This is a genomic window from Pseudomonas sp. KBN12P06040, from assembly GCF_037574965.1.
Lineage (GTDB): Bacteria > Pseudomonadota > Gammaproteobacteria > Pseudomonadales > Pseudomonadaceae > Pseudomonas > Pseudomonas aeruginosa.
In genome coordinates this window covers 4435472-4459846 of the sequence record NZ_JBBELS010000001.1, presented here as the reverse complement: position 1 = coordinate 4459846, position 24375 = coordinate 4435472, and the positions used below count along the sequence as shown (strand labels likewise).

Annotated in this window: 24 protein-coding genes; 14 read left to right on the top strand and 10 right to left on the bottom strand. The window is 66.2% G+C overall.

All coding sequences use genetic code 11. The features are described from left to right. The first annotated feature begins 43 nt into the window (after nucleotides 1–43). Entirely contained in the window at nucleotides 44–1294 is a 1251-nt protein-coding gene (locus tag VQ067_RS20930; RefSeq protein ID WP_033990298.1) for an OprD family porin, read from the top strand. A 98-nt stretch (nucleotides 1295–1392) separates the two neighbouring features. Next, complete coding sequence (locus VQ067_RS20925; protein WP_023098713.1) at nucleotides 1393–1668, top strand: zinc ribbon domain-containing protein; 276 nt, start codon at nucleotides 1393–1395, stop codon at nucleotides 1666–1668. A 2-nt stretch (nucleotides 1669–1670) separates the two neighbouring features. Here the strand turns inward: VQ067_RS20925 and VQ067_RS20920 are convergent, their stop codons facing one another. Further along, on the bottom strand, nucleotides 1671–2147 hold the full coding sequence (locus VQ067_RS20920) for a GreA/GreB family elongation factor (protein ID WP_003086322.1): 477 nt from the start codon (nucleotides 2145–2147) through the stop codon (nucleotides 1671–1673). Between the two features lie 174 nt (nucleotides 2148–2321). Between VQ067_RS20920 and amaB the strand changes: the two genes are divergently transcribed. From amaB to rmuC, 5 genes are all read left to right on the top strand, one after another. Next, the gene (gene amaB / locus VQ067_RS20915) at nucleotides 2322–3815 is read left to right on the top strand and encodes an L-piperidine-6-carboxylate dehydrogenase (RefSeq protein WP_033990296.1); all 1494 of its coding nucleotides are present in this window, start codon (nucleotides 2322–2324) and stop codon (nucleotides 3813–3815) included. A gap of 55 nt (nucleotides 3816–3870) precedes the next feature. Then, a complete protein-coding gene (amaA, locus tag VQ067_RS20910) occupies nucleotides 3871–5157 on the top strand; it encodes an L-pipecolate oxidase (RefSeq protein WP_031756378.1) in 1287 nt (428 codons plus the stop codon). A 72-nt stretch (nucleotides 5158–5229) separates the two neighbouring features. Further along, on the top strand, nucleotides 5230–5598 hold the full coding sequence (locus tag VQ067_RS20905) for an antitoxin Xre/MbcA/ParS toxin-binding domain-containing protein (protein ID WP_003086329.1): 369 nt from the start codon (nucleotides 5230–5232) through the stop codon (nucleotides 5596–5598). A 134-nt stretch (nucleotides 5599–5732) separates the two neighbouring features. Continuing rightward, complete coding sequence (locus tag VQ067_RS20900) at nucleotides 5733–6488, top strand: RES family NAD+ phosphorylase (RefSeq protein ID WP_003086331.1); 756 nt, start codon at nucleotides 5733–5735, stop codon at nucleotides 6486–6488. A gap of 769 nt (nucleotides 6489–7257) precedes the next feature. Beyond that, entirely contained in the window at nucleotides 7258–8619 is a 1362-nt protein-coding gene (gene rmuC, locus VQ067_RS20895) for a DNA recombination protein RmuC (RefSeq protein ID WP_073647918.1), read from the top strand. A gap of 154 nt (nucleotides 8620–8773) precedes the next feature. Here the strand turns inward: rmuC and quiP are convergent, their stop codons facing one another. The 4 genes from quiP to VQ067_RS20875 all read right to left on the bottom strand — a co-directional run bounded on the left by quiP (nucleotide 8774) and on the right by VQ067_RS20875 (nucleotide 12950). Further along, nucleotides 8774–11317, bottom strand: a complete 2544-nt coding sequence (gene quiP, locus VQ067_RS20890; RefSeq protein WP_031686396.1) for an acyl-homoserine-lactone acylase QuiP — start codon at nucleotides 11315–11317, stop codon at nucleotides 8774–8776. Nucleotides 11318–11439: 122 nt separating this feature from the next. Next, entirely contained in the window at nucleotides 11440–12081 is a 642-nt protein-coding gene (locus tag VQ067_RS20885) for a glutathione binding-like protein (RefSeq protein ID WP_003081964.1), read from the bottom strand. 166 nt (nucleotides 12082–12247) lie between these two features. Continuing rightward, nucleotides 12248–12448 (bottom strand): SEC-C metal-binding domain-containing protein, encoded by a 201-nt coding sequence (locus VQ067_RS20880; protein WP_003081984.1) that lies wholly within the window; start codon nucleotides 12446–12448, stop codon nucleotides 12248–12250. A 7-nt stretch (nucleotides 12449–12455) separates the two neighbouring features. Continuing rightward, nucleotides 12456–12950, bottom strand: a complete 495-nt coding sequence (locus tag VQ067_RS20875; RefSeq protein WP_003123186.1) for an LEA type 2 family protein — start codon at nucleotides 12948–12950, stop codon at nucleotides 12456–12458. Between the two features lie 314 nt (nucleotides 12951–13264). Here VQ067_RS20875 and VQ067_RS20870 point away from each other — a divergent pair, with 314 nt between their 5' ends. Further along, nucleotides 13265–13825 (top strand): hypothetical protein, encoded by a 561-nt coding sequence (locus tag VQ067_RS20870; protein WP_004348538.1) that lies wholly within the window; start codon nucleotides 13265–13267, stop codon nucleotides 13823–13825. Nucleotides 13826–13942: 117 nt separating this feature from the next. Here VQ067_RS20870 and VQ067_RS20865 read toward each other — a convergent pair whose 3' ends face one another. The 4 genes from VQ067_RS20865 to VQ067_RS20850 form a co-directional block, all read right to left on the bottom strand. Then, nucleotides 13943–14563, bottom strand: a complete 621-nt coding sequence (locus VQ067_RS20865) for a trimeric intracellular cation channel family protein (RefSeq protein ID WP_003081997.1) — start codon at nucleotides 14561–14563, stop codon at nucleotides 13943–13945. 82 nt (nucleotides 14564–14645) lie between these two features. Further along, complete coding sequence (locus VQ067_RS20860) at nucleotides 14646–14963, bottom strand: hypothetical protein (protein WP_003086341.1); 318 nt, start codon at nucleotides 14961–14963, stop codon at nucleotides 14646–14648. Further along, complete coding sequence (locus tag VQ067_RS20855; RefSeq protein WP_003082003.1) at nucleotides 14963–15436, bottom strand: YchJ family protein; 474 nt, start codon at nucleotides 15434–15436, stop codon at nucleotides 14963–14965. Before VQ067_RS20855 ends, VQ067_RS20860 begins: the two co-directional genes overlap by 1 nt. A 2-nt stretch (nucleotides 15437–15438) precedes the next feature. Then, nucleotides 15439–15936, bottom strand: a complete 498-nt coding sequence (locus tag VQ067_RS20850) for a DUF6231 family protein (RefSeq protein ID WP_003086343.1) — start codon at nucleotides 15934–15936, stop codon at nucleotides 15439–15441. A 130-nt stretch (nucleotides 15937–16066) separates the two neighbouring features. Between VQ067_RS20850 and VQ067_RS20845 the strand changes: the two genes are divergently transcribed. The 3 genes from VQ067_RS20845 (at nucleotide 16067) to VQ067_RS20835 (ending at nucleotide 17916) form a co-directional block, all read left to right on the top strand. After that, on the top strand, nucleotides 16067–16699 hold the full coding sequence (locus VQ067_RS20845) for an OmpA family protein (RefSeq protein ID WP_003082015.1): 633 nt from the start codon (nucleotides 16067–16069) through the stop codon (nucleotides 16697–16699). A gap of 115 nt (nucleotides 16700–16814) precedes the next feature. Continuing rightward, the gene (locus VQ067_RS20840) at nucleotides 16815–17114 is read left to right on the top strand and encodes a DUF1145 domain-containing protein (protein ID WP_003086345.1); all 300 of its coding nucleotides are present in this window, start codon (nucleotides 16815–16817) and stop codon (nucleotides 17112–17114) included. Further along, nucleotides 17107–17916, top strand: coding sequence for a hypothetical protein (locus VQ067_RS20835; RefSeq protein WP_003086347.1), 810 nt, complete (start codon nucleotides 17107–17109; stop codon nucleotides 17914–17916). The genes VQ067_RS20840 and VQ067_RS20835 overlap by 8 nt, the downstream gene beginning before the upstream one ends. 38 nt (nucleotides 17917–17954) lie before the next feature. On the opposite strand, the gene VQ067_RS20830 is transcribed toward VQ067_RS20835, so the two are convergent. Further along, on the bottom strand, nucleotides 17955–18419 hold the full coding sequence (locus VQ067_RS20830) for a CopD family protein (protein ID WP_003086349.1): 465 nt from the start codon (nucleotides 18417–18419) through the stop codon (nucleotides 17955–17957). Nucleotides 18420–18548: 129 nt separating this feature from the next. On the opposite strand from VQ067_RS20830, the gene dinG reads away from it, so the two are divergent. The 3 genes from dinG (at nucleotide 18549) to VQ067_RS20815 (ending at nucleotide 24300) form a co-directional block, all read left to right on the top strand. Continuing rightward, nucleotides 18549–20693, top strand: a complete 2145-nt coding sequence (gene dinG / locus VQ067_RS20825; protein ID WP_033990293.1) for an ATP-dependent DNA helicase DinG — start codon at nucleotides 18549–18551, stop codon at nucleotides 20691–20693. Between the two features lie 78 nt (nucleotides 20694–20771). Next, on the top strand, nucleotides 20772–23045 hold the full coding sequence (locus tag VQ067_RS20820; protein WP_074241291.1) for a beta-agarase: 2274 nt from the start codon (nucleotides 20772–20774) through the stop codon (nucleotides 23043–23045). 109 nt (nucleotides 23046–23154) lie between these two features. Continuing rightward, nucleotides 23155–24300 carry an EstA family serine hydrolase gene (locus VQ067_RS20815; protein WP_033990289.1) on the top strand — a complete coding sequence of 382 codons (1146 nt, stop codon included), beginning with the start codon at nucleotides 23155–23157 and terminating at the stop codon, nucleotides 24298–24300. Nucleotides 24301–24375: the final 75 nt, after the last annotated feature.

Below are 24375 nucleotides of genomic sequence, written 5' to 3'. Positions count from 1 at the left end.
CGCGGCGCCGTGTCTATCCACTGACGACGAAGAGACAACAACAATGAAAATTCTTCCCGTTCCGATGCTGGCCGCGGGGCTGGCGTTGCTGCCGTCGTTCGCCCAGGCGGAGTTTTTTGCCGACGGCAAGGCCGGCCTCGAACTGCGCAATTTCTATTTCAATCGTGACTATCGCCAGCCCGGCACCAGCCAGTCCTATTCGGAGGAGTGGGCGCAGGGTTTCCTGTTGCGCTACGAGTCCGGCTACACCGAGGGGCTCTTCGGCCTGGGTGTCGATGCGCTGGGCCTGCTGGGCGTCAGGCTGGACTCCTCGCCAGAGCGATCCGGTAGTGGTCTGTTGCCGTATTCGACGAGCGACCGGCGCGCCGCCCACGACTATTCCAGCCTGGGCCTGACCGCCAAACTACGGGTCTCGCACAGTACGCTGAAGATCGGCAGCCTGATGCCCAGGCTGCCGGTGGTGCAGTTCAACGACACGCGCCTGCACCCGCAAACCTTCCAGGGTGGACTGCTGGAAGTGAACGAGATCGACGGGCTGGCGCTGCAGTTCGGCCAGTTGCGCCAGGTCAAGCAGCGCGACTCGACCAACGCCGAAGACCTCGGCATCACCCGCGGCAACAAGCGCAACGTACTGGCGGGCCGGCACCCCGGCAGCGACCGCTTCGACTTCGCCGGCGGTACCTACCGCTGGAGCGAGCGCCTGAGCAGCAGCTACCACTACGCCAACCTGGAGGATTTCTACCGCCAGCATTATCTCGGCGTGCAGCACCTCTTGCCGCTCGCCGATGACCAGTCGCTGAAGTCCGACATCCGCTGGGCGCGTTCCACCGACGAGGGCGGCAGCCGCGTCGACAATCGCGCGCTGAATGCGCTGTTCACCTATCGCCTGGGCGGCCACGCCTTCGGCCTCGGCTACCAGCGCATGTCCGGCGACACCGGCTTCGCCTACCTGGGCGGGACCGATCCGTATCTGGTCAACTTCGTGCAGATCGGCGATTTCGCCAACAAGGACGAGCGCTCCTGGCAGTTGCGCTACGACTACGACTTCGCCGCCATCGGCCTGCCCGGCCTGACATTCATGAGCCGCTACCTGCGTGGCGAACACATCGACCTTCTGGACGGCGGTGGGCGCGGCAAGGAATGGGAGCGGGACACCGATATCGCCTACCTGGTGCAATCGGGGCCGTTGAAGAACCTGGGGATCAAGTTGCGCAACGGCACCTTCCGCAGCGATTTCGGCAACGACATCGACGAGACCCGGCTGATCGTCAGCTACGCGTTGCCGCTGTGGTGAAGCGGACTTGAGTTTCCCGATGTTTCCGCGCCATTGACCCTGTAGTGGCTACAGCCTTTTCACTGGAAGCCGTCAGATCCAGACGAGAGGGTTGTGCCATGGGGTTCTTCGAACGGTTGTTGATGGGTGGGCGTCATCATGGACAGGGCGGTGGTCATCACGGCGGCGGTCATCACCGCGGTCAGGGCGGCTATCCGCCGGCGCCAGTCGCGGTGGGAATGGCCTGTCCCGCCTGCCGCACCGCGAATGCGGCGACGGCACGATTCTGCCAGGGCTGCGGCGGCGCCCTGGCGCCGCTGCGCTGTATCGCCTGCAGCGCCGATCTCGCGGCGGGCGCGAAGTTCTGCGGCGCCTGCGGTGCGCCGCAGCAGTAGCCTCAGTCGACGGCGAGGATTTCCACCGCAAGGGGGGAGTCCTTCGCCCCGGTCTCGTCGCCCGGGTGCCTGCCGATCAGGCTCTGGCCCAGTGGCGAGCGAGGCGTGATGACCAACACCTCGCGACCTTCGCAATCGATCTTCAGCCCGGCCGCCTCGGGGCCGAGGAACACTGTTCGCCGGCTGCCGTCGGCGTTCAGCAGGGTGACCAGCGCGGTGAGCTGGATGCCCTGTTCCTCGTCGAAATCGCGCAGCACCAGGTTGCGGTACAGGCCCAGCGCCTGGCGGATCTCCTCGACCCGGCGCGACTGCCCGGCGGCCAGGTAGGCCGCCTCCAGGCCGAGGGTGTCGTACTTGTTCTCGGCGACGTTCTCTTCGTGGGTTGCCGTCTCATGGGCGGTCTGCGCGGCGCGGACGGCGACTTCCAGGTCCGCGGCGAGCTTTTCCGTGATCAGGCGCAACAGCTGTTTCTTGTCCATGTCGGGTAGGCGAGGGCTGGCCGGCGAAGGCGTGCATGGTACGGGAAAGACGGCGGATCGCGACAGCTCGGAGCCAGTATGAAAACTCGGAATGACGTGGCGAATAAAGGTCGTTTGTCGCTCCCGGGCAAACCGACTAAAACGAGCGGAAACGAACAGCCAGGAGAACCTCACATGATCGACGGATTGCTGCGCAGTCTCGGCCTCGACCCCAATGCTTTTCGCGATGGCGAGCTTGCCGTGCATACCCCCATCGACGGCAGTCGCCTGGCTGCGGTGCGACTGGAGGGGCGCGCCGCCGTTGCCGCCAAGGTCGAGCGCGCCGAACAGGCGTTCCGCGCCTGGCGCCAGGTGCCGGCGCCGCGCCGTGGTGAACTGGTGCGGCTGTTCGGCGAGGAATTGCGTCGGCACAAGGCCGAACTCGGCGAACTGGTGTCCTGGGAGGCGGGCAAGATCACCCAGGAAGGCCTCGGCGAAGTCCAGGAAATGATCGATATCTGCGACTTCGCGGTGGGCCTCTCGCGCCAGTTGTACGGTCTTACCATCGCATCCGAGCGTCCCGGCCACCACATGCGCGAGACCTGGCACCCGCTGGGCGTGGTAGGCGTGATCAGCGCGTTCAACTTCCCAGTCGCGGTGTGGTCGTGGAATACCGCGCTGGCGCTGGTCTGCGGTAATTCCGTGGTCTGGAAGCCTTCGGAGAAGGCCCCCCTCACCGCACTGGCCTGCCAGGCGCTGTTCGAGCGTGCCGCGCGGGCCTTCGGCGGCGATGCGCCGGCGCACCTGAGCCAATTGCTGATCGGCGACCGCGAGGCCGGCGAAGCGCTGGTGGACGACCGTCGCGTCGCCCTGGTCAGCGCCACCGGCAGCACTCGCATGGGGCGCGAAGTGGCGCCGCGGGTGGCGGCGCGTTTCGCTCGCTGCATCCTCGAACTGGGCGGCAACAACGCGATGATCCTGGCGCCAAGCGCCGACCTCGACCTGGCGGTGCGCGGCATCCTGTTCGGCGCGGTGGGCACCGCCGGGCAGCGCTGCACCACCTTGCGCCGGTTGATTGCCCATGAGTCGGTGAAGGACGAGATAGTCGAGCGCCTCAAGGCAGCCTATTCCAGGGTCCGTATCGGTCATCCGCTGGAGGGCAACCTGGTCGGGCCGCTGATCGACGAACGCAGCTACCTGGCCATGCAGGACGCCCTGGCGCGAGCCCGCGAGCAGGGGGGGCGGGTGTTCGGCGGCGAGCGGCAATTGCAGGAGCGCTATCCGGATGCCTACTACGTGTCGCCGGCCATCGTCGAGATGCCGGGACAGACCGAAGTGGTGCGCACGGAGACCTTCGCACCGATCCTGTACGTGGTCGGCTACCGCGATTTCGACGAGGCCCTGCGCCTGAACAACGAGGTTCCCCAGGGACTGTCGTCGTGCATCTTCACCACCGACCTGCGCGAGGCGGAACTGTTCCAGGGCGCGGCGGGCAGTGACTGCGGGATCGCCAACGTCAACATCGGCACCAGCGGGGCGGAAATCGGCGGGGCGTTCGGCGGCGAGAAAGAGACCGGCGGCGGTCGCGAGTCCGGCTCGGACGCCTGGAAGGCCTACATGCGACGGCAGACCAACACCGTCAACTATTCCCGCGAGCTGCCGCTGGCACAGGGCATCACCTTCGATTGAACGGGGCGCGGCGGGCTCCCGCCGCATGGCAATGAGGCTGGCAGCGGAGTCGCGCATGGGCGGTTTGCAGCAACGGTGTCTGTGGGAAGTGGTTACGCCTCGCCTGTCCGGAGCGGCGAGCCTGAACGGCGAGCAGCGCGCCGACGTATGTGTGATCGGCGCCGGTTTCACCGGGCTTTCGGCGGCGCTCCACCTGCTGGAGGCGGGCCGTTCGGTGTGCGTGCTGGAAGCGTACGAGGTCGGCCACGGCGGGTCGGGACGTAATGTCGGATTGATCAACGCCGGCACCTGGATTCCCCCGGACGAGGTGGTCGCCACCCTCGGCGCCGAGCAGGGAGAAAAGCTCAACGCCGTGCTGGGGCGGGCGCCGGCGCTGGTGATGGAGACCATCGAACGCCTCGGCATCGATTGCCAGTTGCGCCGCGAGGGCACCCTGCACATGTCGCACAACGCCAGCGGCGTGGCCGATCTGCAACGCCGTCACGCGCAGTGGACGCGCCGCGGCGCTCCGCTGGAGTTGCTGACCGGCGCGGCTTGCCACGAGGCCTGCGGCACCCGGCGAATCAGCGCGGCGTTGCTCGACCGACGCGCCGGCACTCTCAATCCCATGGCCTATTCGCGCGGACTGGCCACTGCCGTCGTACAGCGTGGCGGGCAACTGTACCAGCGCTCGCCGGTGCTCGCCCTGGAGCGGCAGGGCGCGCTGTGGGCGGTGCGCAGCGCCGCGGGGGCGGTACTGGCGGAACAGGTGGTGATCGCCTCCAACGCCTATACCGAGGGCGAGTGGACCAACCTGAGGCGGCACTTCTTTCCCGGCTACTACTACCAGGTGGCTTCGGCGCCGCTGCACGGCGCCGCGGCCGAGCGCATCCTGCCTCACGGCCAGGGTTCCTGGGACACCAGGACGGTGCTCAGCAGCATCCGTCGCGATGCCCAGGGCCGCCTGTTGCTGGGAAGCCTCGGCAATGGCGCGAACAAGCCCGCCTGGTTCCTGCGGCAATGGGCCGATCGAATCCAGAGCCATTACTTTCCCGACCTGGGCCAGGTCAACTGGGAGTACAGCTGGACGGGTTGCATCGCCTTTACCCCCGATCATCTGATGCGCCTGTTCGAGCCTGCGCAAGGCTTGCTGGCGGTGACCGGCTACAACGGACGCGGCGTGACCACCGGTACGGTAGTGGGCAAGGCGTTCGCCGACTACCTGCTGAGCGGCGAGCGAGCGATATTGCCGTTGCCGTTCAGTGACATGAAGCCCGTCCCCGCGGCCAGGCTGCGCAGTTGCGCCTACGAGATGGGTTTTTCTCTCTATCACGCCGGTCAATGCTTGCGCGTGGTTCTCTAGGTTCGACCGAATCAAGGTGTGTTTTCAGCAAAATAATGATAGTTTGTTGTAAACACACATGAGGAGGTCGTCATGAGCGCTCTCATCAAGGAACGTCCCAGCGCCGATGCTGTCCTGGCCAAGGCCGTCCTGGCCGCGCGCGAGCAATTGGGGCTGACGCAGCTCGAACTGGCCGGCATCGTCGGCGTCGATCGCAGCGCCATCAGCCGCTGGAAGACCCAGGGCCTGCGGGTGGACAGCAAGACCGGCGAGCTGGCTCTGCTGCTGGTGCGGGTCTATCGCGCACTGTATGCCCTGTTCGGCGGGCAGCAGGAGGACATGCGCCACTTCCTGCGCACTCCCAACCATCACCTGGCGGGCGAGCCGCTGGCACTGATGGGACAGGTGCAGGGCCTGGTTCATGTGCTGGAATACCTCGATGCGATCCGCGGCAAGGTCTGATGCCCGGCGCGCCTGTACGGGGGCCTACGCCTGTCACGGAAAAGGCTGGCAGCCAGAGGCGACACGCCTGGCTGAATGGAGACTGCGGTGCCGCTACGCTGGCATCCGACACCACAGGAAGCGAGGGGCGGAAGGTGAGCGAGATCTGGCGACAGTGCAAGGGTGAGCGGCATGTCCGACCGCTCCAGGGGCGGCTGGTGCGGTTGGTGGAGAGCCAGGAGCAGGTGGCGACCCTGCAATTGGTCGACACCCTGGAAGAACAGGCGTTGCTCGAGGAACTGCTCGAGTCGAGCAAGCCGCCGGTGCCGGCGGATGCCGAGCCATTGCATTACCTGTTGAAGACCCCGTTCCGTTATCCGCCCTTGCGTTGGGGGTCGCGGTTTGGCCGTCGTCACGAGCCAAGCCTGTTCTACGCCGCGTTGAAGCTGGAAACGGCCATGGCCGAAAGCGCGTATTACCGTTGTGTCCTGTGGAGTGGCATGGCGGTGCCGCCACCGAGCGGGAGGATTCTGTCCGAGCACGCTTCGTTCGAGGCGGGCTGGAAGGTGGAGCGGGGAATCCGTCTGCAGGCGCCGCCTTTCTCCGATCACGAGGCTGCGCTGACCGACATCGCCGACTACCGCGCTCCCCAGGAACTGGGGAGTGCCATGCGCAGCGCCGGGGTGCAGGCATTCGAATACCGTTCGGCGCGTTGCCCGGAGCGCGGCTGCAATGTCGCCCTGTTCACGCCCGCGGCCTTCACCGAAAAGCGTCCTCGCAACCTGACGCCCTGGCTGTGCGAAACCACGGCCGGTTACGTGGCCTTCAAGCCGGCGCATGTGCCGGGGTCGCCGAAAATCTTCTCCTGGGAGCTGTTCCTGGTGGACGGAAAGTTGCCGCATCCGGCGTGAGTGGAGGGTCGCACGGTTGTCAGCGATCCGGGCTCGCCGTCTGGAGGCCGCAACCTGCTGGTTGGGCGGGGCTGGCCTGCATGCCCCGAGGGAAAGAGTGGCTGGGGATTTCGAACGGCATTGCCCTGCAATGGGGCGGCAAGAGGCTTCGGCGAAAATTTGTGCACAAATGGAAAGCAGCTTGTCAAGGGTTGAGAGCGTTAGGCTCTAAACGCTTGATTTTTCATGTTTGAAACGTAACTTATTGAAAAATAACGATAAAAATAGTTGGTGAAAAAATCGTCAATCTGTCCCATAGCCCCACTCCATCGGGGGTTCGGCAGTTTTTTAGGGGCTTTTCCACTGGGTTATCCACAGGATCTGTGGATTTCCCAAGCGCTTGCTCGACAGCACATCGCACGCTCCAAGGCAAGCCCTGTAGCCGCGACAAAAATGCCGTGGAAGCAGAAATGTCCCGGCGGCGAAGGGCGCAGGGCGATGGCTTCCGTTACGGAAGTATCTGAAATGTCCTGCGCATGGGGTTACGCACAGCTCGGAAGCGGAGTGCTCGTTCGGCGCGGCGCTATTCGCTCGACGGTCTTTTCCCAAGAACCTAGAATCCGCTGCACGCGCGCCTGCCAGGCGGGTGTTGCGTCGTTTTCCGCTGGAGTGCCCCATGCCCGTCGATCTACCGAACCTGTTGCTTGGCCTGCTGGCTGCCGCGATTCCCCTGGCCGGCCTGGCATGGCAGCTACAGAGAAGGGCCAGCCTGGCGGAGCGCGAGATAGCCTTGCTCGGCGAGCGACTGGCGACCGCGCAACTGGCCCAGGACGGGCTGAATGCGCAGTTGGAGACCAGCAGGGAGGCTTACCAGCAACTCGGCGAGCGCCATGCCAGGCTCGCCGGCGAGGTCGCCGCGCTGCGTCGGGAAGCCGAGTTGATGGGGGAGGAGCGGCAACGGGCGTCCCAGGCGGAGGCACGTTGGGCCAGCGAGCGCCAGGGCCGGGAAGAGGAATTGCGTCGCCTGGCTTCCGAACGGGCTGCGCTGGCTGCGGAACTGCGCGAGCAGCAGGAAAGCCACCAGCAGCGCCTGACCGACCTGCAGTCGGCCCGCGACGAGTTGCGGGCACAGTTCGCCGAACTGGCGGGAAAGATCTTCGACGAACGCGAACAGCGTTTCGCCGAAACCAGCCAGCAGCGCCTGGGGCAGATGCTCGATCCGCTCAAGGAGCGCATCCAGGCGTTCGAGAAGCGGGTGGAGGAAAGCTACCAGCAGGAAGCGCGCGAGCGTTTCTCCCTGAGCAAGGAACTGGAGCGTCTGCAGCAGCTCAACCTGCGCCTGGGCGAGGAAGCGACCAACCTGACCCGCGCGCTCAAGGGCCAGAAGACCCAGGGCAACTGGGGCGAACTGGTGCTGGAGCGGGTGCTCGAGCATGCAGGCCTGGAAAAAGGCCGGGAATACGAGACCCAGGTCAGCCTGAAGGGCGCCGAGGGCGAACGCTTCCAGCCGGACGTGCTGATCCGCCTGCCCGGCGACAAGCAGGTGGTGGTGGATGCCAAGGTCAGTCTCACGGCCTACCAGCAGTACATCGCCGCTGACGACGATCTGCTGCGCCAGCAGGCGCTGAAGCAGCACGTAACGTCGTTGCGCAACCATGTGAAAGGCCTCTCCGGCAAGGACTATCGACGCCTGGAAGGGTTGCACAGCCTCGACTTCGTCCTGCTGTTCATGCCGATCGAGGCGGCTTTCTCGACGGCCCTGCAGGCCGAGCCGAACCTGTTCCAGGACGCCTTCGCGCAGAATATCGTGATCGTCAGCCCGACCACCCTGCTGGCCACCCTGCGGGTAATCGACAGCCTCTGGCGCCAGGAGCGGCAGAACCAGAATGCGCGGGAAATCGCCGAACGTGCCGGTTCGCTGTATGACAAGTTCGTGCTCTTCGTCCAGGACCTCGATGAGGTCGGTTCGCGCCTGCAGCAACTGGACAAGGCCTATGCCGCGGCGCGCAACAAGCTCACCGAGGGACGTGGCAACCTGATCAGTCGCAGCGAGCAACTCAAGCTGCTCGGTGCCCGCGCCAGCAAGAGCCTGCCGACGGACTGGCTGGACCGGGCGCTGGTGGCGCCCGTGGAAGAGGCCGGAGAGGAGTGAGATCAGTTCGATCCCGTGCCCGGGCTTTCGAGAAAACGGAGGCTTTCCGGGAGGGGGATAAAAGAAGGGCGTCCGGAAGGACGCCCTGAAGATGATCATGGAGTAAGTCGGCTGTTCAGAGCCACGGCGCGGAGGAAAGTTCCGCGCCGTCCGTTCAGCGAGCGGGAGTGAGCGTCAGCCGCTTGTTGCCGTATACGCGATCGAGGTTCTGTGGCTGGAACGGGAAGCTGACGTAGCGCCCCTTGAGCCAGGCGTCGATACCGTCGGCGTAGTGCGGGCTGGCCGGATTGCCGGATTGGCCGCTGCTGTTCACGCCGATCATCGGTTCGCTCTGGCCGAAGTCGACGATTAGCCGCATCGCCGGGATCAGCCAAGTGTCGAAGTCCTGGCCCCAGCCGTAGGCCGATACGTCCAGCGTGGTGTGGTCGCCGCCGGCCGGATAGGGCCCGCGATCGAGATAGCCCTTGATCGCGCCGAGTCCGGCGCGCTCGCCGGCGCCCAGGTAGGGGGCCATTTTCGAGCTGTCGCTCCGCCATTCGTAGGTGTGCAGCTTGCCCCATTGCCAGGCCTTGCGCTCGCTCCCCAGTCGCTGTTCGCAGAACTCCACGGCGGCGGCGAGGCTGCGCGCGAGGATTGCCGGCTTGTCCTCCTTCTGCGGAGTGCGGGTATCGTCCCAGAACGGACTGTCGTCGCGCCCGAGCAGGTGGTCGGCTTGCGCCGAGTAGGAGAGGTTGGCGGTCTCGACGAAGGCTTTCCAGGCAGGGCCGTCTTCCGGTCCTAGCTCGTCGAGGAATATCTGCCTGGCGCTCTCGTGGAGGAAGGCGCCGTACAGCGCGGCGTCGCTGGAGCTGGCTGTCAGCTTGCCGTCGAACGCCATCAGCCGGTCGTAGGCCTCCCGCGCCCGGCTGCGTTGCGCCTCCGGCAAGGCGTCGATGGCCTGGCGCAGCGGCGCCGCCATGCCGGGATTGTCGAACATGGCTTGCAGCTTGGCGACGAACAGCGAGGTCTGGTCGTACTGCATGCGGATCATGCTCTGGGTGTCGTGGCTCTTGCTGGCACCGGCGAGCTGGGCGATGCGCTCGGCGCGCTCCGGGTAGTACCAGGAATTGGACAACTGGGCGCCGTAGCCGGGCTGCACGGTGCGGTGGTTGGCGGTACCCAGCCAGCCCTGCTGCGGGTCCTGGTCGGAGGGGTGGAGGATCGGGTCGGCATAGCCATCCCAGTCGTAGCGGCCGTCCCAGCCAGGGGAGGGTAGCAGGCCGCGACCCTCCTTGCGGTTCGGATAGCGTCCGGTGACCTGCCAGCCGATGTGCTTTTCGTCGGCGAACACGATGTTCAGCGGCATCGCGCGAATCTCGCGGGTGGCGTCGAAGGCCTGCTCGATGGTCTTGGCCCGCGACAGGTCGAAGAAGCCGTCCAGGGTCTTGTCGGCTTCCTGCTGGATGCTCCGGTAGGCCAGTCCGTAGCCGCTCTTCAGCGGCAGCGGCTGGAGGATGTTCTTGCGTTCGCCCAGGGCGCTGTTGAGCAGCGGGCCATGGCGGGTTTCGTGGATGACCTCGCGGATCGGCCGCTGGCCCTTGATGAAGAAGGTTTCCTGGCGTTCGCGGGTTGGCTGCCACTTGCCGTCGGCCAGGTAATAGAGCCGGTTGCCCTGGCGTCGCAACTGTTCCAGGTAGAGATCCTGGTTGTCGCCCAGGACCATGGTCATGCCCCAGGCCAGCTTGCCGTTGAAGCCCGCCACCACGCCCGGCAGACCGGCGATGGAAACGCCCGCGGCCTGGTACTTGGGCGAGCGGATCTGTACGTAGTTCCACACCGACGGCATGCTCAGTGGCAGATGGGTGTCGTTGGCCATCAGGCTCTTGCCGCTGCGGCTGCGTTGTGGCGCGATAGCCCAGTTGTTCGAGGCGGCGACCCCGAGCATGCTCAGCGCTGCGACCTGCCGCGCCGCGCCCTCGACGCCCGCGAGGCCGGGAACCTGCCCGTCCAGGCGCAGGCCCTTGAGCTTTTCCGCCTCGTCGAACGGCAGGTTTTCGTCGGGATAGGTCGGCGTTAGCCAGGCCAGCTTGTCGCTGCCGACCTTCTGCGCGAGCGTCAGCGAGGCGATTTCTTCCTGTAGGTTCACCGCCAGGCCGAAGTTGAGCAGGGCGAAGACCAGGGCCGAGTCCTCGGGCTTCCAGTATTCCGGACGGTAGCCGGACTGGGCCAGGTCCATCGGCAGCTTGTCGCGATAGCGATACAGGTAGGCGTTGACCCCGCGCGCGTAGACCTCGAAGAAGCGTTGCAGGCGCGGCGAGGCGTTCCTGTACTGGATCTCCGCGGCCTGGCGCAGGTTCACGGTACGCATGAAATGGTCGATCTCCAGCGCGCCGGGGCCGACCATCTCGGCCAGCCGTCCCTGGGCCAGCAGGCGCAGGCTGACCATCTGGCTCAGGCGGTCGGAGGCGTGTACGTAGCCCAGGGCGAACAACGCGTCATGGAAGGTGCCGGTTTCGATCAGTGGCATGCCCAGCGCGTTGCGCCGGATCGATACGTTTTGCGCCAGGCCCTTGATCGGTTGCACGCCGGAGGTCGGCGGCAGGCTGTCGGCGTAGCGATCGTCGAGCCAGGACTGGCAACCGGCCAGGCCCAGGAGGGTGCCGAAGGCCGCGGCGGCGCCGCAACGGGGAAGAAAACGCATGAAGGCTGGCGAGGCCATGGGGTGGGGGCTCCTGCGGGAGTGGTCGCGTCGAGAGGCGCTACGTTAGTGAGGAGCGCAGGGCTGCGCAAGCTCCGCCTGCGATCGTCCGCGAGGACGTCCGCAGGCCGGCTCGGGACCCGCTACTGCGGCGGATTGATGCGCTCCACCAAAGCATAGGCGCGTTGCGTCGCCGGACGCTGGCGAATGCTCTCGAACCAGCGCTGCAGGTGTGGGAAGTCGGCGAGATCCTGCTCCTGCCACTGGTGCGGGACGATCCACGGATAGATGGCCATGTCGGCGATGCTGTAGTCGTCGCCGGCGACGAAGGCGCGGTCCGCCAGGCGCTGGTCGAGAACGCCGTACAGGCGCGCGGTTTCCTTGACGTAACGGTCGATAGCGTAGGGAATCTTCTCCGGGGCGAAGCGGTTGAAATGGTGGTTCTGCCCGGCCATCGGCCCCAGCCCGCCCATCTGCCAGAACAGCCACTGCAGGGTTTCCTGGCGCGCGCGCAGGTCCTTGGCGAGGAAGCGTCCGGTCTTTTCCGCGAGATAGAGCAGGATGGCGCCGGACTCGAACAGCGACAGGGGAGCGCCGCCGTCGGCTGGTTGGCGATCGACGATGGCGGGAATCTTGTTGTTCGGCGACACCTTCAGGAAATCCGCCTGGAACTGGTCGCCCTGGCTGATATTGATCGGATGGATGGCGTAGGGCAGGCCGGTTTCTTCCAGGAAAAGAGTAATCTTGTGGCCGTTCGGGGTGGTCCAGTAGTACAGGTCGATCATCGGTGCGTCTCCGGCTCGTCGATGGGCTACGAACGGAAGACTCTACGCCAGGAACCTAGGTTCGATGCAAACCGCTGTCGCGCATGACGCCCCGGCGGGGCTGGTGGCGCGCCAACGAAAAGGCCCGCTGCTCAGCGGGCCTTCGGATGCCGGCGCGTGCGAAGGGTCAGGCGCCGTGGCACTTCTTGAATTTCTTCTCGCTGCCGCAGGGGCAGGGATCGTTGCGGCCTACGGCCTTGAGCGGATTGCGCACCGGCTCGTGGCTGTGGTTGCAGTGCGGACCATGGACATGACCATGGCCATGATCGTGATGATGATCGTGGTCGTGGTTGCAGTTCGGGCCGTGTACGTGGGGTTCCTGACTCATGGTGGACCTATTCTGGGATGAAATCGCCGGGAATTATCTCGCCATTTCGTCTCAGGTGCACGCTGCGGCCGAACATCAGTCCGGTCTTCACTTCGCCCTGCAGGCGGTAGCGGATCGGCTCCTCGGGACGTTCAAGGAGCTTGACGATGTATTTCATGTGGCGCCAGAGATTGGTTCGCACCGGCACGTCGAATACCTCGTGGCCGTGGGCGGGAACCGTGAACCACTGGCCGGACTCGCCTTCTGCGAGCTGGATGTCGTTCAGTTGCACGGCGTACTGCAGGCCGCGTACCGGCAGGCTGAAATCGTTGGGGTTGTCGATGCGGAAGCGCATCACGAACTCCTGTTCCAGCAAGCGTGCCTTGACCACTTCCACCTTCAGCAGCTTGACGTCGGGGTCTTCGAAGCTGCCGGTCATCCAGCTGCAGCCCGAGAGATTGGAGAGAACTCCCCACGCCATTATTAGGCTGATAATTCTTATCATTTGCGCCTGGTAATTCATGCTATTCCCCCCGAGACGCCCCAGTTTAACAAGCAGTGATTGTGCTGCAACTTATTGTTGTATAGAGGAAAGATGTTTCAGGTACAGGCCTGTGTCCATATGTTTCCCGTAGCGCAGTCGGGGGAGCATGGAGAAGCGCGTACGCCCGTGCAAGTCTTCCCGTCGGCTGGCGTGACCGGCTCGGCTAACCTGAACGGACCCGCCGGCCAATTTGCCGGACCCAGTCACTCCACGCGTGGCTGTCGATGGGTACAATCGTTCGACGAAACGCCAGGGCCGCCATGCCGAGCGGCCCTTCACTCGGAGAGATGCCAATGAGCCGCTTTGAAATCGCCTTTTCCGGCCAGTTGGTCGCCGGCGCCCGGCCCGAGGTGGTCAAGGCCAACCTGGCCAAGCTGTTCCAGGCCGACGCGCAGCGTATCGAGCTGCTGTTCTCCGGCCGCCGGGTGGTGATCAAGAACAACCTTGATGCCGCCTCCGCGGAAAAATACCGCAGCGTGCTGGAGCGAGCGGGAGCGATCGCCGTGGTCGCCGAGATGGAGATCGAGGAGGTGGTCATGGCGCCGCCGCCTGCGCAGCAGGCCGCCGTGGAAGCCCCACAGGCCCGCGTCGCTGCGCGGGACAGCGCGCCCTCCGGGCGTTTGCAGGTAGCGCCGCGGGACGGCTACATGGCGGCGTTCGCCGAGGTCGATGCGCCGGATTTCGGCCTGGCTCCGGTAGGCGCCGACCTACAGGACGCCAAGGCCGAAGCCGAGGCGCCGAAACTCGACCTGAGCCGCTTCAGCGTCGCCCCGGTCGGTAGCGACATGGGCCAGGCACGCTCCGAGCCAGCGGCTCCGGCTCCGGACACCAGCCACCTGCGCCTGCAGGACTGAGGCGGGCAGCGGCCTGCGACAAGCCAGGGCGTGGGGCGGATAACCGCGTCGCGGGCCGTGGCATCGGGGACAGGCGCGGGGTTGGAGGAACGCGTCGACCAGGGGCAGGCGCTTGCCTCAGTGGTCGAAATCGTCCTGGTAGACGAACTTGGGCATTTCCCAGTGGAAGCGGATGGCCAGCAGGCGGAACAGGAAGCCGCTGAACAGGGTGATCAGCATCGCCTGTTCGGAGGGCAGTTCCAGCTCCACGCAGATCAGGTAGCACCAGGCGCTGGCGAAGGACACGCTGGCATAGAGTTCGCGGCGGAAGATCAAGGGTACGTCGTTGCACAGGATGTCGCGGAGAATGCCGCCGAACACCCCGGTTATCACCCCGCTGATCGCCGCGATCAGCAGGCTGTGGCCCATTTCCAGGCTGACCTGGCAGCCGATCAGGGTGAAGGCCACCAGGCCGACCGCGTCGAGTACCAGGAACAGCGAGCGCAGGTGGCGCATCAGCGGCGCGATGAACACCGTGACCAGCGCGGCGACTGCGGTCAGCGCCAGGTATTCCGGGTGACGGACCCAGGTCAGCGGGTAATGGCCCAGCAGCATGTCGCGTACCGAGCCGCCGCCCAGAGCGGTGACGCAGGCGATCAGCACCACGCCGAACAGGTCCATGCTGCGCCGGCCGGCCGACAGCGCGCCGGTCATGGCTTCGGCGGTGATGGCGATGATGTAGAGCACGGTCAGCAGCATGGGGATGGGGCCCGGATGAAAAGGCTGCGCATTCTACCCGAGCGCTCGTCAACGCCCAAACCGCGCCGCCTGGCGCAGCATCTCAGGCGTGCATGCGCAACCAGAAGCGTTCCTGGCAGGCGTTGACGAAGTGCTTGTAGCGTGGGCTGATTTCCCGCCCGGCGGAATCCAGCACTTCGTAGCCGATCCAGCATTCCTCGCAGGCCCCGCTGCTCGGCAGGAGGTCGCGCTCGCAGTGCTGGCGCAGGCGCACGCCGTTGTCGAAACGGTAGAGCGCTTCGCAGCTGTGGATCTCGACGCCGTCCTCGCAGCGCTGTTGCTCTTCGACCTGCGCATCGCTTATCGAGACTGGCGAGGGCAGGGCATGGATGGCGCGGATATAGCTGGCGAGCGAATGCATCAGGTGATCCATGGACCGCAGCATTTCTTCAGCTTGCCGCCGGCGCCGCAGGGGCAGGGATCGTTGCGGCCGAGTTTCAGGGCCACGGTCGGATCGAGGAAGTACCAGCGACCGTTGCGCTGGACGAAGCCGGAACATTCGCGATGGGCATGTTCCCCGTCGGCGTCGTGCCAGCGCGCGACGAAGGTGACTCGCGCATGCTCCGGCTGACCGCCGAGCACCTCGTGGTTTTCCACCTCCAGGCCGAGCCAGGTGCTGCCGTGGCTCCAGGCGCGGATGCCGTCGAGATCGAGGCCGGCCTGTTGCGCCGGCAGCGTGGTGTCGCGCAGGTAGTCCACCAGTCCGAGGGCATAGGCGCTGTAGCGCGAGCGCATCAGGGCTTCCGCGGTGGGCGCGGGATGTCCCTGGTGATAGCGGCCGCAGCAATCGTCGAGCGGGTCGCCGCTGCCGCAGGGACAGGAGGGTTGGGTCATGGTTACCACCAGTACTTGCCGAAGTTTTCCGGGTTGGCCCAGAACTTGGCGTTCAGCCAATCGGGGACCTGCTTGTATTCGTACAGGTCGTAGGTGTACAGGGTCAGCGTCTGGCCTTCGCGCTGGAAGCGTTCGCTGTTCTGCATGGCGAGGGCGAAGAAGTCGGTTTCCTGCCAGTCGCTGGCCTCGAGGTCGACCAGTACGGCGACCCGGCTGGCGTTCAGGTTGCGCACGCCCGCGAGCAACTGCAGACCGGTGCGCTGCGGCAGGTGTTCCAGGCAATCGACGAACAGCGCCAGGTCGAAGCGCTGGCCGGCCAGTTCGGCGGGCAATGCCGCCGCCGGGCTGTGCGCCAGTTGGCACTGCGGATGGTTGTGGATGAAGGCCTCCACCGCCGGCAGCCGGCTGGCGCCGACCAGCAGCAAGCGCTTCGGCGCGTAGCGGGCGAGCAACGCGGCCAGGGCCTGCTGCGGGGTGCGGGGAGAAATCGGTTCGCTCATGGGAAAACACTCTCCTGGGATTCGCCAAGACTAGCCTGAAGCGCCTGCATGGCCTAGTGCTGGCGCTTTTTTCGGCTGGGGTCTTTACTCCCTATTTGTCGGTTACAACCGATCCACGAGGAGAGTTCCAATGAGCATCACGAGGACCGCTTTACCCCTGATTCTGGTCAGCGGCTTGCTGACCGGTTGCGCAGGGTTGCAGAAAAGCGACTGGCCGACCTGTGCGGCGGTCGGTGGTGTTACCGGCGCCGGCCTGGGCGCGATCGAAAGCAGCAGCTGGGCCGGCTGGGGCGCCTTGATCGGTGGTGGCGTCGGTGCTGCCTATTGCTGGGTGCACGGTGCCGGCGAACAGGTCGCACCGCCGCCTCCGCAGCCGGTCGAGGAAGTCGCGCCGCCGCCTCCTGTCGTCAAGGAAGAAACCATTGTCGTGCGCGACCTGCACTTCGCCTTCGATTCGTCGAAGGTGGACGCCGCCGACAGCGAGAAGCTCAACGGCATCGCCGAACGCCTGAAAGGCGAGGCGGCCAGTACGCGCCTGAGTATCACCGGGCATACCGACAGCGTCGGTTCCGATGCCTACAACCAGAAGCTGTCGGAACGGCGCGCGAATGCCGTGGCGAACTATCTGATCGATGCCGGGGTGCCTTCGAGCATCATCGTCGGCGTGCAGGGATTGGGCGAAAGCCAGCCGGTCGCCGACAACAAGACTCGCGAAGGGCGGGCCGAGAATCGCCGGGTGGAAATCCTCATCAAGCGCGAATGACGCTGGCGGCGCGGAGCAGAACGGGGGCGTCGAAGCCCCCGTTTTCGTTCATGGCTGGCGCCGCGGCGGGCTGGCGAGTATGTTCCCCCGCACACGATGTCTTGGGGGGAGTTCCATGAAAGCGTTTCTCGGGCTGGGCAAGCTCGTGACCCTGGTGTTCTGGGGCGCGGTGCTGGTCAATCTGCTGCATCCGTTCGCCTATCCGCTGAACTGGCTGTTGTCGATAGCCGGCGGCCTGATCCTGTTGATCCACCTGATCGAGATTCTCGTCCTCGGACGACGCCTGAAAGCGCGCGCGCATCCCTGGCTGGATCGTCTCCAGGTCCTGCTGTTCGGGGTCTTCCACATGCTTGCGTTGCCGGCGCTGAGCCCGGCCAGCGAGTTGCCGCAGGACAAGGAGGACGATCATGCGTAAGGCCATGCTCGGATTGTTCCTGGTCGTTCCCCTGGCCTGGGCTGGCGCCGCGTTTTCGGCCGAGGCGCCGTCGGCACGCCAGCAGGGTATCGGCGGAACCGTGAAGGTTCAGGCGAACTCGGTGATGCGCCTGCCCAAGCGGGCTCAGGAGCTGCGCCTGCGCAGAGTGGAGATCGGCGAGGATGCCGCCCTGCTGATTCCGCTGGAGGTCAGCGTCCTGCGCATCGAGGAACTGCACATGGCGAAGAACGCCCGGATCGGCGTGGCGCCGGGCGAGGAGCGAATCAGCATCGAAGTCGTCAGCGGCCGCCTGGCCGATGGCAGCATCATTTCCGCGCCCGGCGCGACCGGCACCTTCCGGCAAAGCGCCGGTAACGGCCGCGACCTGACCTTGCGCCTGCAGGCGGTGGAGGTGGAAAGCCTGCTGCTGGATGCCCGCGGCGGCGTCGGCGCGCCGGGTTACGATGGCCTGGACGGGGCTTCCGGCAAGGCCTCCGGCTGCCTCTGGGGCAGCGCGCTGAAAGGTGGCGACGGCCAATCCGGAAGCGACGGCGGTCCGGGCGGGGCGGGTGGTCGGATTCGTCTGGAAGTGCCGGGCGATTTTCCTCTGGAGCGCTTGCAAACCCGTCTGCAAGGCGGCGTCGGCGGCGCCGGAGGCAAGGCCGGCAAACCGGGTGCGGCGGATAACGCCACCGGTTGCTGGATCTACTCGGTGGATGCCGGTCGTGCGGGGCGCAGCGGAGAGGACGGCGCGAACGGCACCAACGGCAGTGATGGCAGCCTGGACGTCGTGCGCTTCTGAGGAGAGGCCGGCAGCACAGCTGCCGGCGCATCGCCGGTTCAGAGGCTCGGGCGTGCCGCTACCAGGGCTATCAGCAACAGGCCGAGGAACAGGTTGAAGCCGACGGTGCGGCGGATCTTCCCCAGCGCCTGCCCGCCCGCCGGCCAGTCCTGGGCCTGCACCGCGCGGCGCAGTTCCGGCACTTGCAGCGCCTGCACCCGCAGGAACAGTGCCAGCATGGCGACGTAGAGTCCCATCATTACCTGTACGTAGCGCGGCGCGCCGGCGAAACCGTTGAAGCTCAGGTGCAGCATGCCGACGCCGCTGATCGGCAGCAGGATCACCGCCGCCCAGACCCAATGGAAGAAACGGCGGAACACCTCCAGCCACAGGCCCAGGCGGGCTGGGGCCTCCAGCGCGGCGACGGCCGCCGGACGAAGAATCGTCCAGGCGAAGAACATGCCTCCGACCCAGACCAGGGCGGCCAGAACATGCAGGGCGTAGACGAGGGCGTAGGGGGTCATTCGGCGATCTCCGCTGGCGGTTGTGACGAAGCGCGTTATCATAGCCGCCCTGTCGAACCACTGAAAATTTATCCAGCTATGGCGCGCCGGCGGATTCGCCTTCCGCTGCGCGCCGGGCCCAGGAACTCCATGCTCAGCGCCGAACTCAAGTCCCAGATCCAGGGTGCCTACACCCGCTTTCTCGAAGCCAAGGAGCTGAAGCCTCGCTATGGCCAGCGCCTGATGATCGCCGAAGTGGCCAAGGCCCTCGGCGCGATCAAGGAGGACGAGGAGGGGCACCGCGAGGGCGAGCCGGCGGTGGTCGCGGTGGAGGCCGGAACCGGTACCGGCAAGACCGTGGCCTACAGCCTGGCGGCGATCGCCTGCGCCAAGGCCAGTGGCAAGCGCCTGGTGATAGCCACCGCGACCGTCGCCCTGCAGGAGCAGATCGTCCACAAGGATCTTCCCGACCTGCTGCGCAACAGCGGGCTGGCCTTCAGCTTCGCCCTGGCCAAGGGCCGCGGGCGCTACCTGTGCCTGTCCAAGCTCGACGTGCTGCTGCAGGAAGGCCAGGCGCAAAGCGCGACGGCGCAACTGTTCGCCGACGACGGTTTCAACATCGACGTCGACGAGACCAGCAGCAAGCTGTTCAACCAGATGATCGAACGCCTGGCCGGCAACCGCTGGGACGGCGACCGCGACAGCTGGCCGGAGGCGATCGACGACGCGCATTGGGCGCAGCTCACCACCGATCACAGCCAGTGCACCAACCGACATTGCCCGAACTTCCAGCAGTGCGCCTTCTACAAGGCGCGCGAAGGGATGACCAAGGTCGATGTGATCGTCACCAACCATGACCTGGTCCTGGCTGACCTGGCCCTGGGCGGCGGCGCCATCCTGCCCGATCCGCGCGAGACTCTCTACGTGTTCGACGAGGGCCATCACCTGCCGGACAAGGCGATTGGCCATTTCGCCCATTTCACCCGCCTGCGCGCTACCGCCGACTGGCTGGAGCAGATCGCCAAGAACCTCACCAAGCTGCTCGCCCAGCACCCGCTGCCGGGTGACCTCGGCCGCCTGATCGAACAGGTGCCGGAGCTGGCCCGGGAGATCAAGACCCAGCAGCAGTTCATGTTCACCGCCTGCGAAGAGATCGGCGATTTCCGCGCCGGCGAGGATATGGAAGGTCGCGAGCGGCCGCGTCACCGTTTCGTCGGCGGGGTGGTCCCCGAGCATATCCGCGAGATGGGCGTCGAGCTGAAGAAAGGCTTCTCCAAGCTGACCGACCTGTTCACCCGCCTCACCGATATCCTCAAGGAGGCGATGGACGGCGAAGGCGCCGGCGGCATCGCCAGCCACCAGGCGGAGGAGTGGTACCCGCTGTTCGGTAGTCTTTTGGCGCGCGCCCAGGGCAACTGGGAACTGTGGACCGCCTTCACCTGCGAGGACCCGCAGGACAGCCCGCCGATGGCGCGCTGGCTGACCCTCGCCGAGAGCGGCAGCTTCTACGACATCGAAGCCAACGCCAGCCCGATCCTCGCCGCCGAGACCCTGCGCCGCAACCTGTGGAACGTCGCCTATGGCGTGCTGGTGACCTCGGCGACCCTGACCGCGTTGGGCACCTTCGACCGCTATCGCATGCGCGCCGGCCTGCCGCGCAACGCGGTCACCGCGGTGGTGCCGAGCCCATTCCACCATGCCGAGGCCGGGGTATTGCGGGTTCCCGACCTCAAGGCGGATCCGCGCAACGCCGCCGAGCACACCGCGGCGATCATTCGCGAGCTGCCGGAACTGGTGAAGGGCGCGCGCGGCAGCCTGGTGCTGTTCTCCTCGCGCAAGCAGATGCAGGAGGTCTTCGATGGTCTCGACCGCGACTGGCGCAAGCGGGTGTTCATCCAGGGCAACCTGTCCAAGCAGGAAACCCTGAACAAGCACAAGTCGCGAGTCGACGACGGTGAGGACAGCGTGCTCTTCGGCCTCGCTAGCTTCGCCGAAGGCGTGGACCTGCCGGGGGCCTATTGCGAACACGTGGTGATCGCCAAGATTCCCTTCGCGGTACCCGACGACCCGGTGGAGGCGGCGCTGGCCGAGTGGATCGAGGCGCGCGGCGGCAATCCGTTCATGGAGATCGCCGTGCCAGACGCCTCGCTGCGGTTGGTCCAGGCCTGCGGGCGGCTGCTGCGCACCGAGCAGGACCGCGGCACCATCACCCTGCTGGATCGCCGAGTGGTCACCCAGCGCTACGGCAAGGCTATCCTCAATGCATTGCCGCCGTTCCGGCGGGAAATCGCCTGACGCGCTGATCTGCGCGGAGGGCTCCAGCCTTCACGTCCGAGCCGCATCGGGAAATTCCCGGCATTTGTCCATGCCGGGATGGAGTTAAGGAAAACAGGCTTCATGATCCGTTCGCGTTGGCATCTTCCCCTGCTTCTCGGCCTGCTCGCGGTGGCCGCGCCGCTGGCGGCGAACGACACCCAGCAGGTGCTGTTCAACTTCGTCAAGCCGATGGCCGTGGTCGGCATCACCCTGGAGGATGCCGACCTGCCCAGCGTGACGGCGGAGGCCACCCCGGAGGGCGACATTCTCCGTCGCGTCACCTTCAGCCCGGCGCAACGGCCCACCTTGCGCATGAGTCCGGCGCAGGGCCGTTGGGACTGGTCCGCAGCGGACTACGTGAGCCTGCGCATCCAGAACGCCATGAGCTGGGACATGACCCTGGAGGTCGCGATCGAGGGCGAGCAGGGCGCGCCGGGGTTGCAGGCATCCATAGAGCTTCCGGCAGGCCCGCCGCAGACCCTGCTGGTGCCGTTGCGGGCGGTTTCGCCAGAGGCTCTGGGCATGCGTGCGGGGCCGCCGATGCCGCAGATGGTCGAAGGCCAGCGGATGCTGCTGGCGCCACGCGTGGAGGGCTCGCTGGACCGCGCCAGGGTCGGGGCGCTGAGCCTGTCCCTGCGCTCGCCGCAAGCTCCCCAGAGCATCCTGCTCGGACGTTTCGGCATACGCGCAGGGAGGGCGGTGGAGCGGAGCATCCTGACCGGCCTGATCGATCGCTATGGCCAGTACAGCCGCGCCGACTGGCCGGAAAAGATTCGTTCCGACGAACAGTTGCGCAGCGCCTATGCGGCCGAGGCCGCACAGCTCCGCGACTGGGAACGGGAGACACCGGCGCGCGACCGTTTCGGCGGCCTGCTGGGTGGGCCGGTGTTCGAAGCCAGCGGCTTCTTCCGCACGGAAAAACGTGGCGGGCGCTGGTGGCTGGTTACTCCGGAAGGACATCCGTTCTGGTCGCTGGGCGTTAATGCGGTGACCGCCGACGGCAGCCGGACCTACGTCGAAGGACGCGAGCCGATGTTCGCCGAACTGCCGGCGGAGGGTGAGCCGCTGGCCGCATTCTTCGGTGAGGGCGACGACCGCCGCGGCGTCGCCGCGCAGGCCGGGCGGCGCTTCGGGCATGGCCGCTGGTTCGATTTCCTCGGTGCCAATCGCCAGCGCATCGCTCCCCAGGCGAGCGCCGACCAGCTCGCCGGCGAATGGCGCCAGCGCACCCTGGAGCGCCTCTCGGCATGGGGTTTCAACAGCCTCGGCAACTGGAGCGATCCGGCGCTCGCCGCACAGGCGCGGATGCCCTACAGCCTGCCGCTGTCGATCGCCGGCGACTACGCCACGGTCAGCAGCGGTTTCGACTGGTGGGGAGCCATGCCCGATCCCTTCGACCCGCGCTTCGCCATGGCCGCCGAGCGCGTCATCGCCATCGCTGCTCGCGACCACCGCGACGATCCCTGGCTGCTCGGCTACTACGCCGACAACGAACTGGCCTGGGCCGGGCGCGACGGCTCGGCCCAGGCGCGCTACGGCCTCGCTTTCGGAGCCTTGAGGCTGTCCATGGACAGTCCGGCGAAGCGCGCCTTCGTCAAGCAATTGAAAGCCAAGTACCTGCGCCATGAGGCATTGGCACAGGCCTGGGGCATCGAGCTGGCCGCCTGGGAGGCCCTGGAGGCGCCGGGCTACGCGGCTCCGCTGCCGGGCGAGGGGCATCCGGCCATCGCCGAGGACTACAGCGCCTTCCTCCGGCTGTATGCCGACGCTTACTTCAAGACCCTGCGCGACGCCCTGCAATGGCACGCACCGAACCACCTCCTGCTCGGCGGCCGCTTCGCCGTCAGCAATCCCGAGGCGATCACCTCCTGCGCCCGGTATTGCGACCTGCTCAGTTTCAACCTCTATACGCCGTTGCCCGGGCAGGGCCTGGACGACTCCCTGCTGGCGCGGCTGGACAAGCCGGTGCTGATCAGCGAGTTCCACTTCGGCTCGCGGGATCGCGGTCCGTTCTGGGGTGGCGTCAGCGAGGCGGCCAATGAGCGGGCGCGCGGCGACTCCTACCGAACGTTCCTGGAGGCGGCGCTGAAGAGTCCGTATATCGTCGGCGCCCACTGGTTCCAGTACCTCGACCAACCGGCCAGCGGGCGCCTGCTGGACGGCGAGAACGGTCATATTGGCCTGGTCGGGATCACGGGCTTGCCGTTCGCCGGTTTCGTCGACACGGTGCGCCGAAGCAACCTTGCCGCCTTGTCGCGACTGTCGGCGATGGCCAGCTCCATGCCTGCCGTCGAGCCTCCGCCGCCGCGCGAGGATTCAGCCGGTTCATGAGCGCGCATTCACCGCCGCCCGCTTGCGGCGAACCCCTCTTATGTCAGGGTTCACAAGGCCGCCGAGGGCTGGAAGAATGCTCCGACCACTTTCCCACCGGAACTTGCCCATGACGCCCCAAGGCCACTGTGACAGCCGTTTCGCCCCGCTTGCCGAGGCCTTCGCCCGGCTTTTCGACAATCCGCAGGAGCGTGGCGCGGCGTTGTGCCTGGAGGTCGGTGGCGAGACGGTGGTCGACCTCTGGGGCGGCGTCGAGGACAAGGACGGCGAGCAGCCCTGGCAGCGCGACACCATCCTCAATCTGTTCTCCTGCACCAAGACCTTCACCGCCGTTGCCGTGCTGCAACTGGTGGCCGAGGGCAAGCTCGAACTGGACGCGCCGGTGGCACGCTACTGGCCCGAGTTCGCCGCGGCCGGCAAGGCAGCGATCAGCGTGCGCCAGTTGCTCTGCCATCGCGCCGGCCTGCCGGCGCTGCGCAAGCAGATGCCGCCCGAGGCACTCTACGACTGGCAGGCGATGACCGCGGCACTGGCCGTCGAGGAGCCCTGGTGGACGCCCGGCGAAGCGCACGGCTATGCACCGATTACCTACGGCTGGCTGCTCGGCGAGGTGATCCGCCGGGTCGACGGCCGCGAGCCGGGCGAGGCCATCGTGGCGCGTACCGCGACACCGCTGGGCCTGGATTTCCATATCGGCCTGGACGACAGCCAGTTCGGCCGCGTCGCCCACATGGCGCGGAGCAAGGGCAGCCTCGGCGACGCTGCCGCCCAGCGCATGCTGAAGACCATGATGAGCGAGCCATTGGCGCTGACCACCCGCGCCTTCACCAATCCGCCGTCGATCCTCACCAGCACCAACAAGCCGGAATGGCGACGCATGCAGCAGCCGGCCGCCAATGGCCATGGCAACGCGCGCGCGCTCGCCGGCTTCTATAGCGGCCTGTTGCAGGGACGTTTGCTGGAGGATGAACTGCTGGGCCAGTTGGCCCACGAACACGCGGTAGGCGAGGATCGGACCTTGCTGACCCGGACCCGCTTCGGCCTCGGCACCATGCTCGACCAACCGGGCGTGGCCAATGCGACCTACGGACTCGGCCCCAAGGCCTTCGGCCACCCTGGGGCGGGTGGCTCGATCGGCTTCGCCGATCCCGAGCGCGACCTGGCTTTTTCCTTTGTCAGCAACGCCTTGGGGCCGTACGTGCTGATGGATCCGCGGGCGCAACAGCTGGCGCGTGTCGCGGGGGAGTGTCTGTAATCCGTTGGTTAACTTTTAACCGCTTGTCGGCTCGACGCTAAATTTCATTGCCAAATAATGGCTTAGCGACACAAT

Coding starts and splice junctions, on each gene's coding strand:
- VQ067_RS20930 (WP_033990298.1), top strand. CDS start 44: ATGAAAATTCTTCCCGTTCCGATGCTGGCCGCGGGGCTGGCGTTGCTG.
- VQ067_RS20925 (WP_023098713.1), top strand. CDS start 1,393: ATGGGGTTCTTCGAACGGTTGTTGATGGGTGGGCGTCATCATGGACAG.
- VQ067_RS20920 (WP_003086322.1), bottom strand. CDS start 2,147: ATGGACAAGAAACAGCTGTTGCGCCTGATCACGGAAAAGCTCGCCGCG.
- amaB (WP_033990296.1), top strand. CDS start 2,322: ATGATCGACGGATTGCTGCGCAGTCTCGGCCTCGACCCCAATGCTTTT.
- amaA (WP_031756378.1), top strand. CDS start 3,871: ATGGGCGGTTTGCAGCAACGGTGTCTGTGGGAAGTGGTTACGCCTCGC.
- VQ067_RS20905 (WP_003086329.1), top strand. CDS start 5,230: ATGAGCGCTCTCATCAAGGAACGTCCCAGCGCCGATGCTGTCCTGGCC.
- quiP (WP_031686396.1), bottom strand. CDS start 11,317: ATGGCCTCGCCAGCCTTCATGCGTTTTCTTCCCCGTTGCGGCGCCGCC.
- VQ067_RS20885 (WP_003081964.1), bottom strand. CDS start 12,081: ATGATCGACCTGTACTACTGGACCACCCCGAACGGCCACAAGATTACT.
- VQ067_RS20880 (WP_003081984.1), bottom strand. CDS start 12,448: ATGAGTCAGGAACCCCACGTACACGGCCCGAACTGCAACCACGACCAC.
- VQ067_RS20875 (WP_003123186.1), bottom strand. CDS start 12,950: ATGAATTACCAGGCGCAAATGATAAGAATTATCAGCCTAATAATGGCG.
- VQ067_RS20870 (WP_004348538.1), top strand. CDS start 13,265: ATGAGCCGCTTTGAAATCGCCTTTTCCGGCCAGTTGGTCGCCGGCGCC.
- VQ067_RS20865 (WP_003081997.1), bottom strand. CDS start 14,563: ATGCTGCTGACCGTGCTCTACATCATCGCCATCACCGCCGAAGCCATG.
- VQ067_RS20860 (WP_003086341.1), bottom strand. CDS start 14,963: ATGCATTCGCTCGCCAGCTATATCCGCGCCATCCATGCCCTGCCCTCG.
- VQ067_RS20855 (WP_003082003.1), bottom strand. CDS start 15,436: ATGACCCAACCCTCCTGTCCCTGCGGCAGCGGCGACCCGCTCGACGAT.
- VQ067_RS20850 (WP_003086343.1), bottom strand. CDS start 15,936: ATGAGCGAACCGATTTCTCCCCGCACCCCGCAGCAGGCCCTGGCCGCG.
- VQ067_RS20845 (WP_003082015.1), top strand. CDS start 16,067: ATGAGCATCACGAGGACCGCTTTACCCCTGATTCTGGTCAGCGGCTTG.
- VQ067_RS20840 (WP_003086345.1), top strand. CDS start 16,815: ATGAAAGCGTTTCTCGGGCTGGGCAAGCTCGTGACCCTGGTGTTCTGG.
- VQ067_RS20835 (WP_003086347.1), top strand. CDS start 17,107: ATGCGTAAGGCCATGCTCGGATTGTTCCTGGTCGTTCCCCTGGCCTGG.
- VQ067_RS20830 (WP_003086349.1), bottom strand. CDS start 18,419: ATGACCCCCTACGCCCTCGTCTACGCCCTGCATGTTCTGGCCGCCCTG.
- dinG (WP_033990293.1), top strand. CDS start 18,549: ATGCTCAGCGCCGAACTCAAGTCCCAGATCCAGGGTGCCTACACCCGC.
- VQ067_RS20820 (WP_074241291.1), top strand. CDS start 20,772: ATGGAGTTAAGGAAAACAGGCTTCATGATCCGTTCGCGTTGGCATCTT.
- VQ067_RS20815 (WP_033990289.1), top strand. CDS start 23,155: ATGACGCCCCAAGGCCACTGTGACAGCCGTTTCGCCCCGCTTGCCGAG.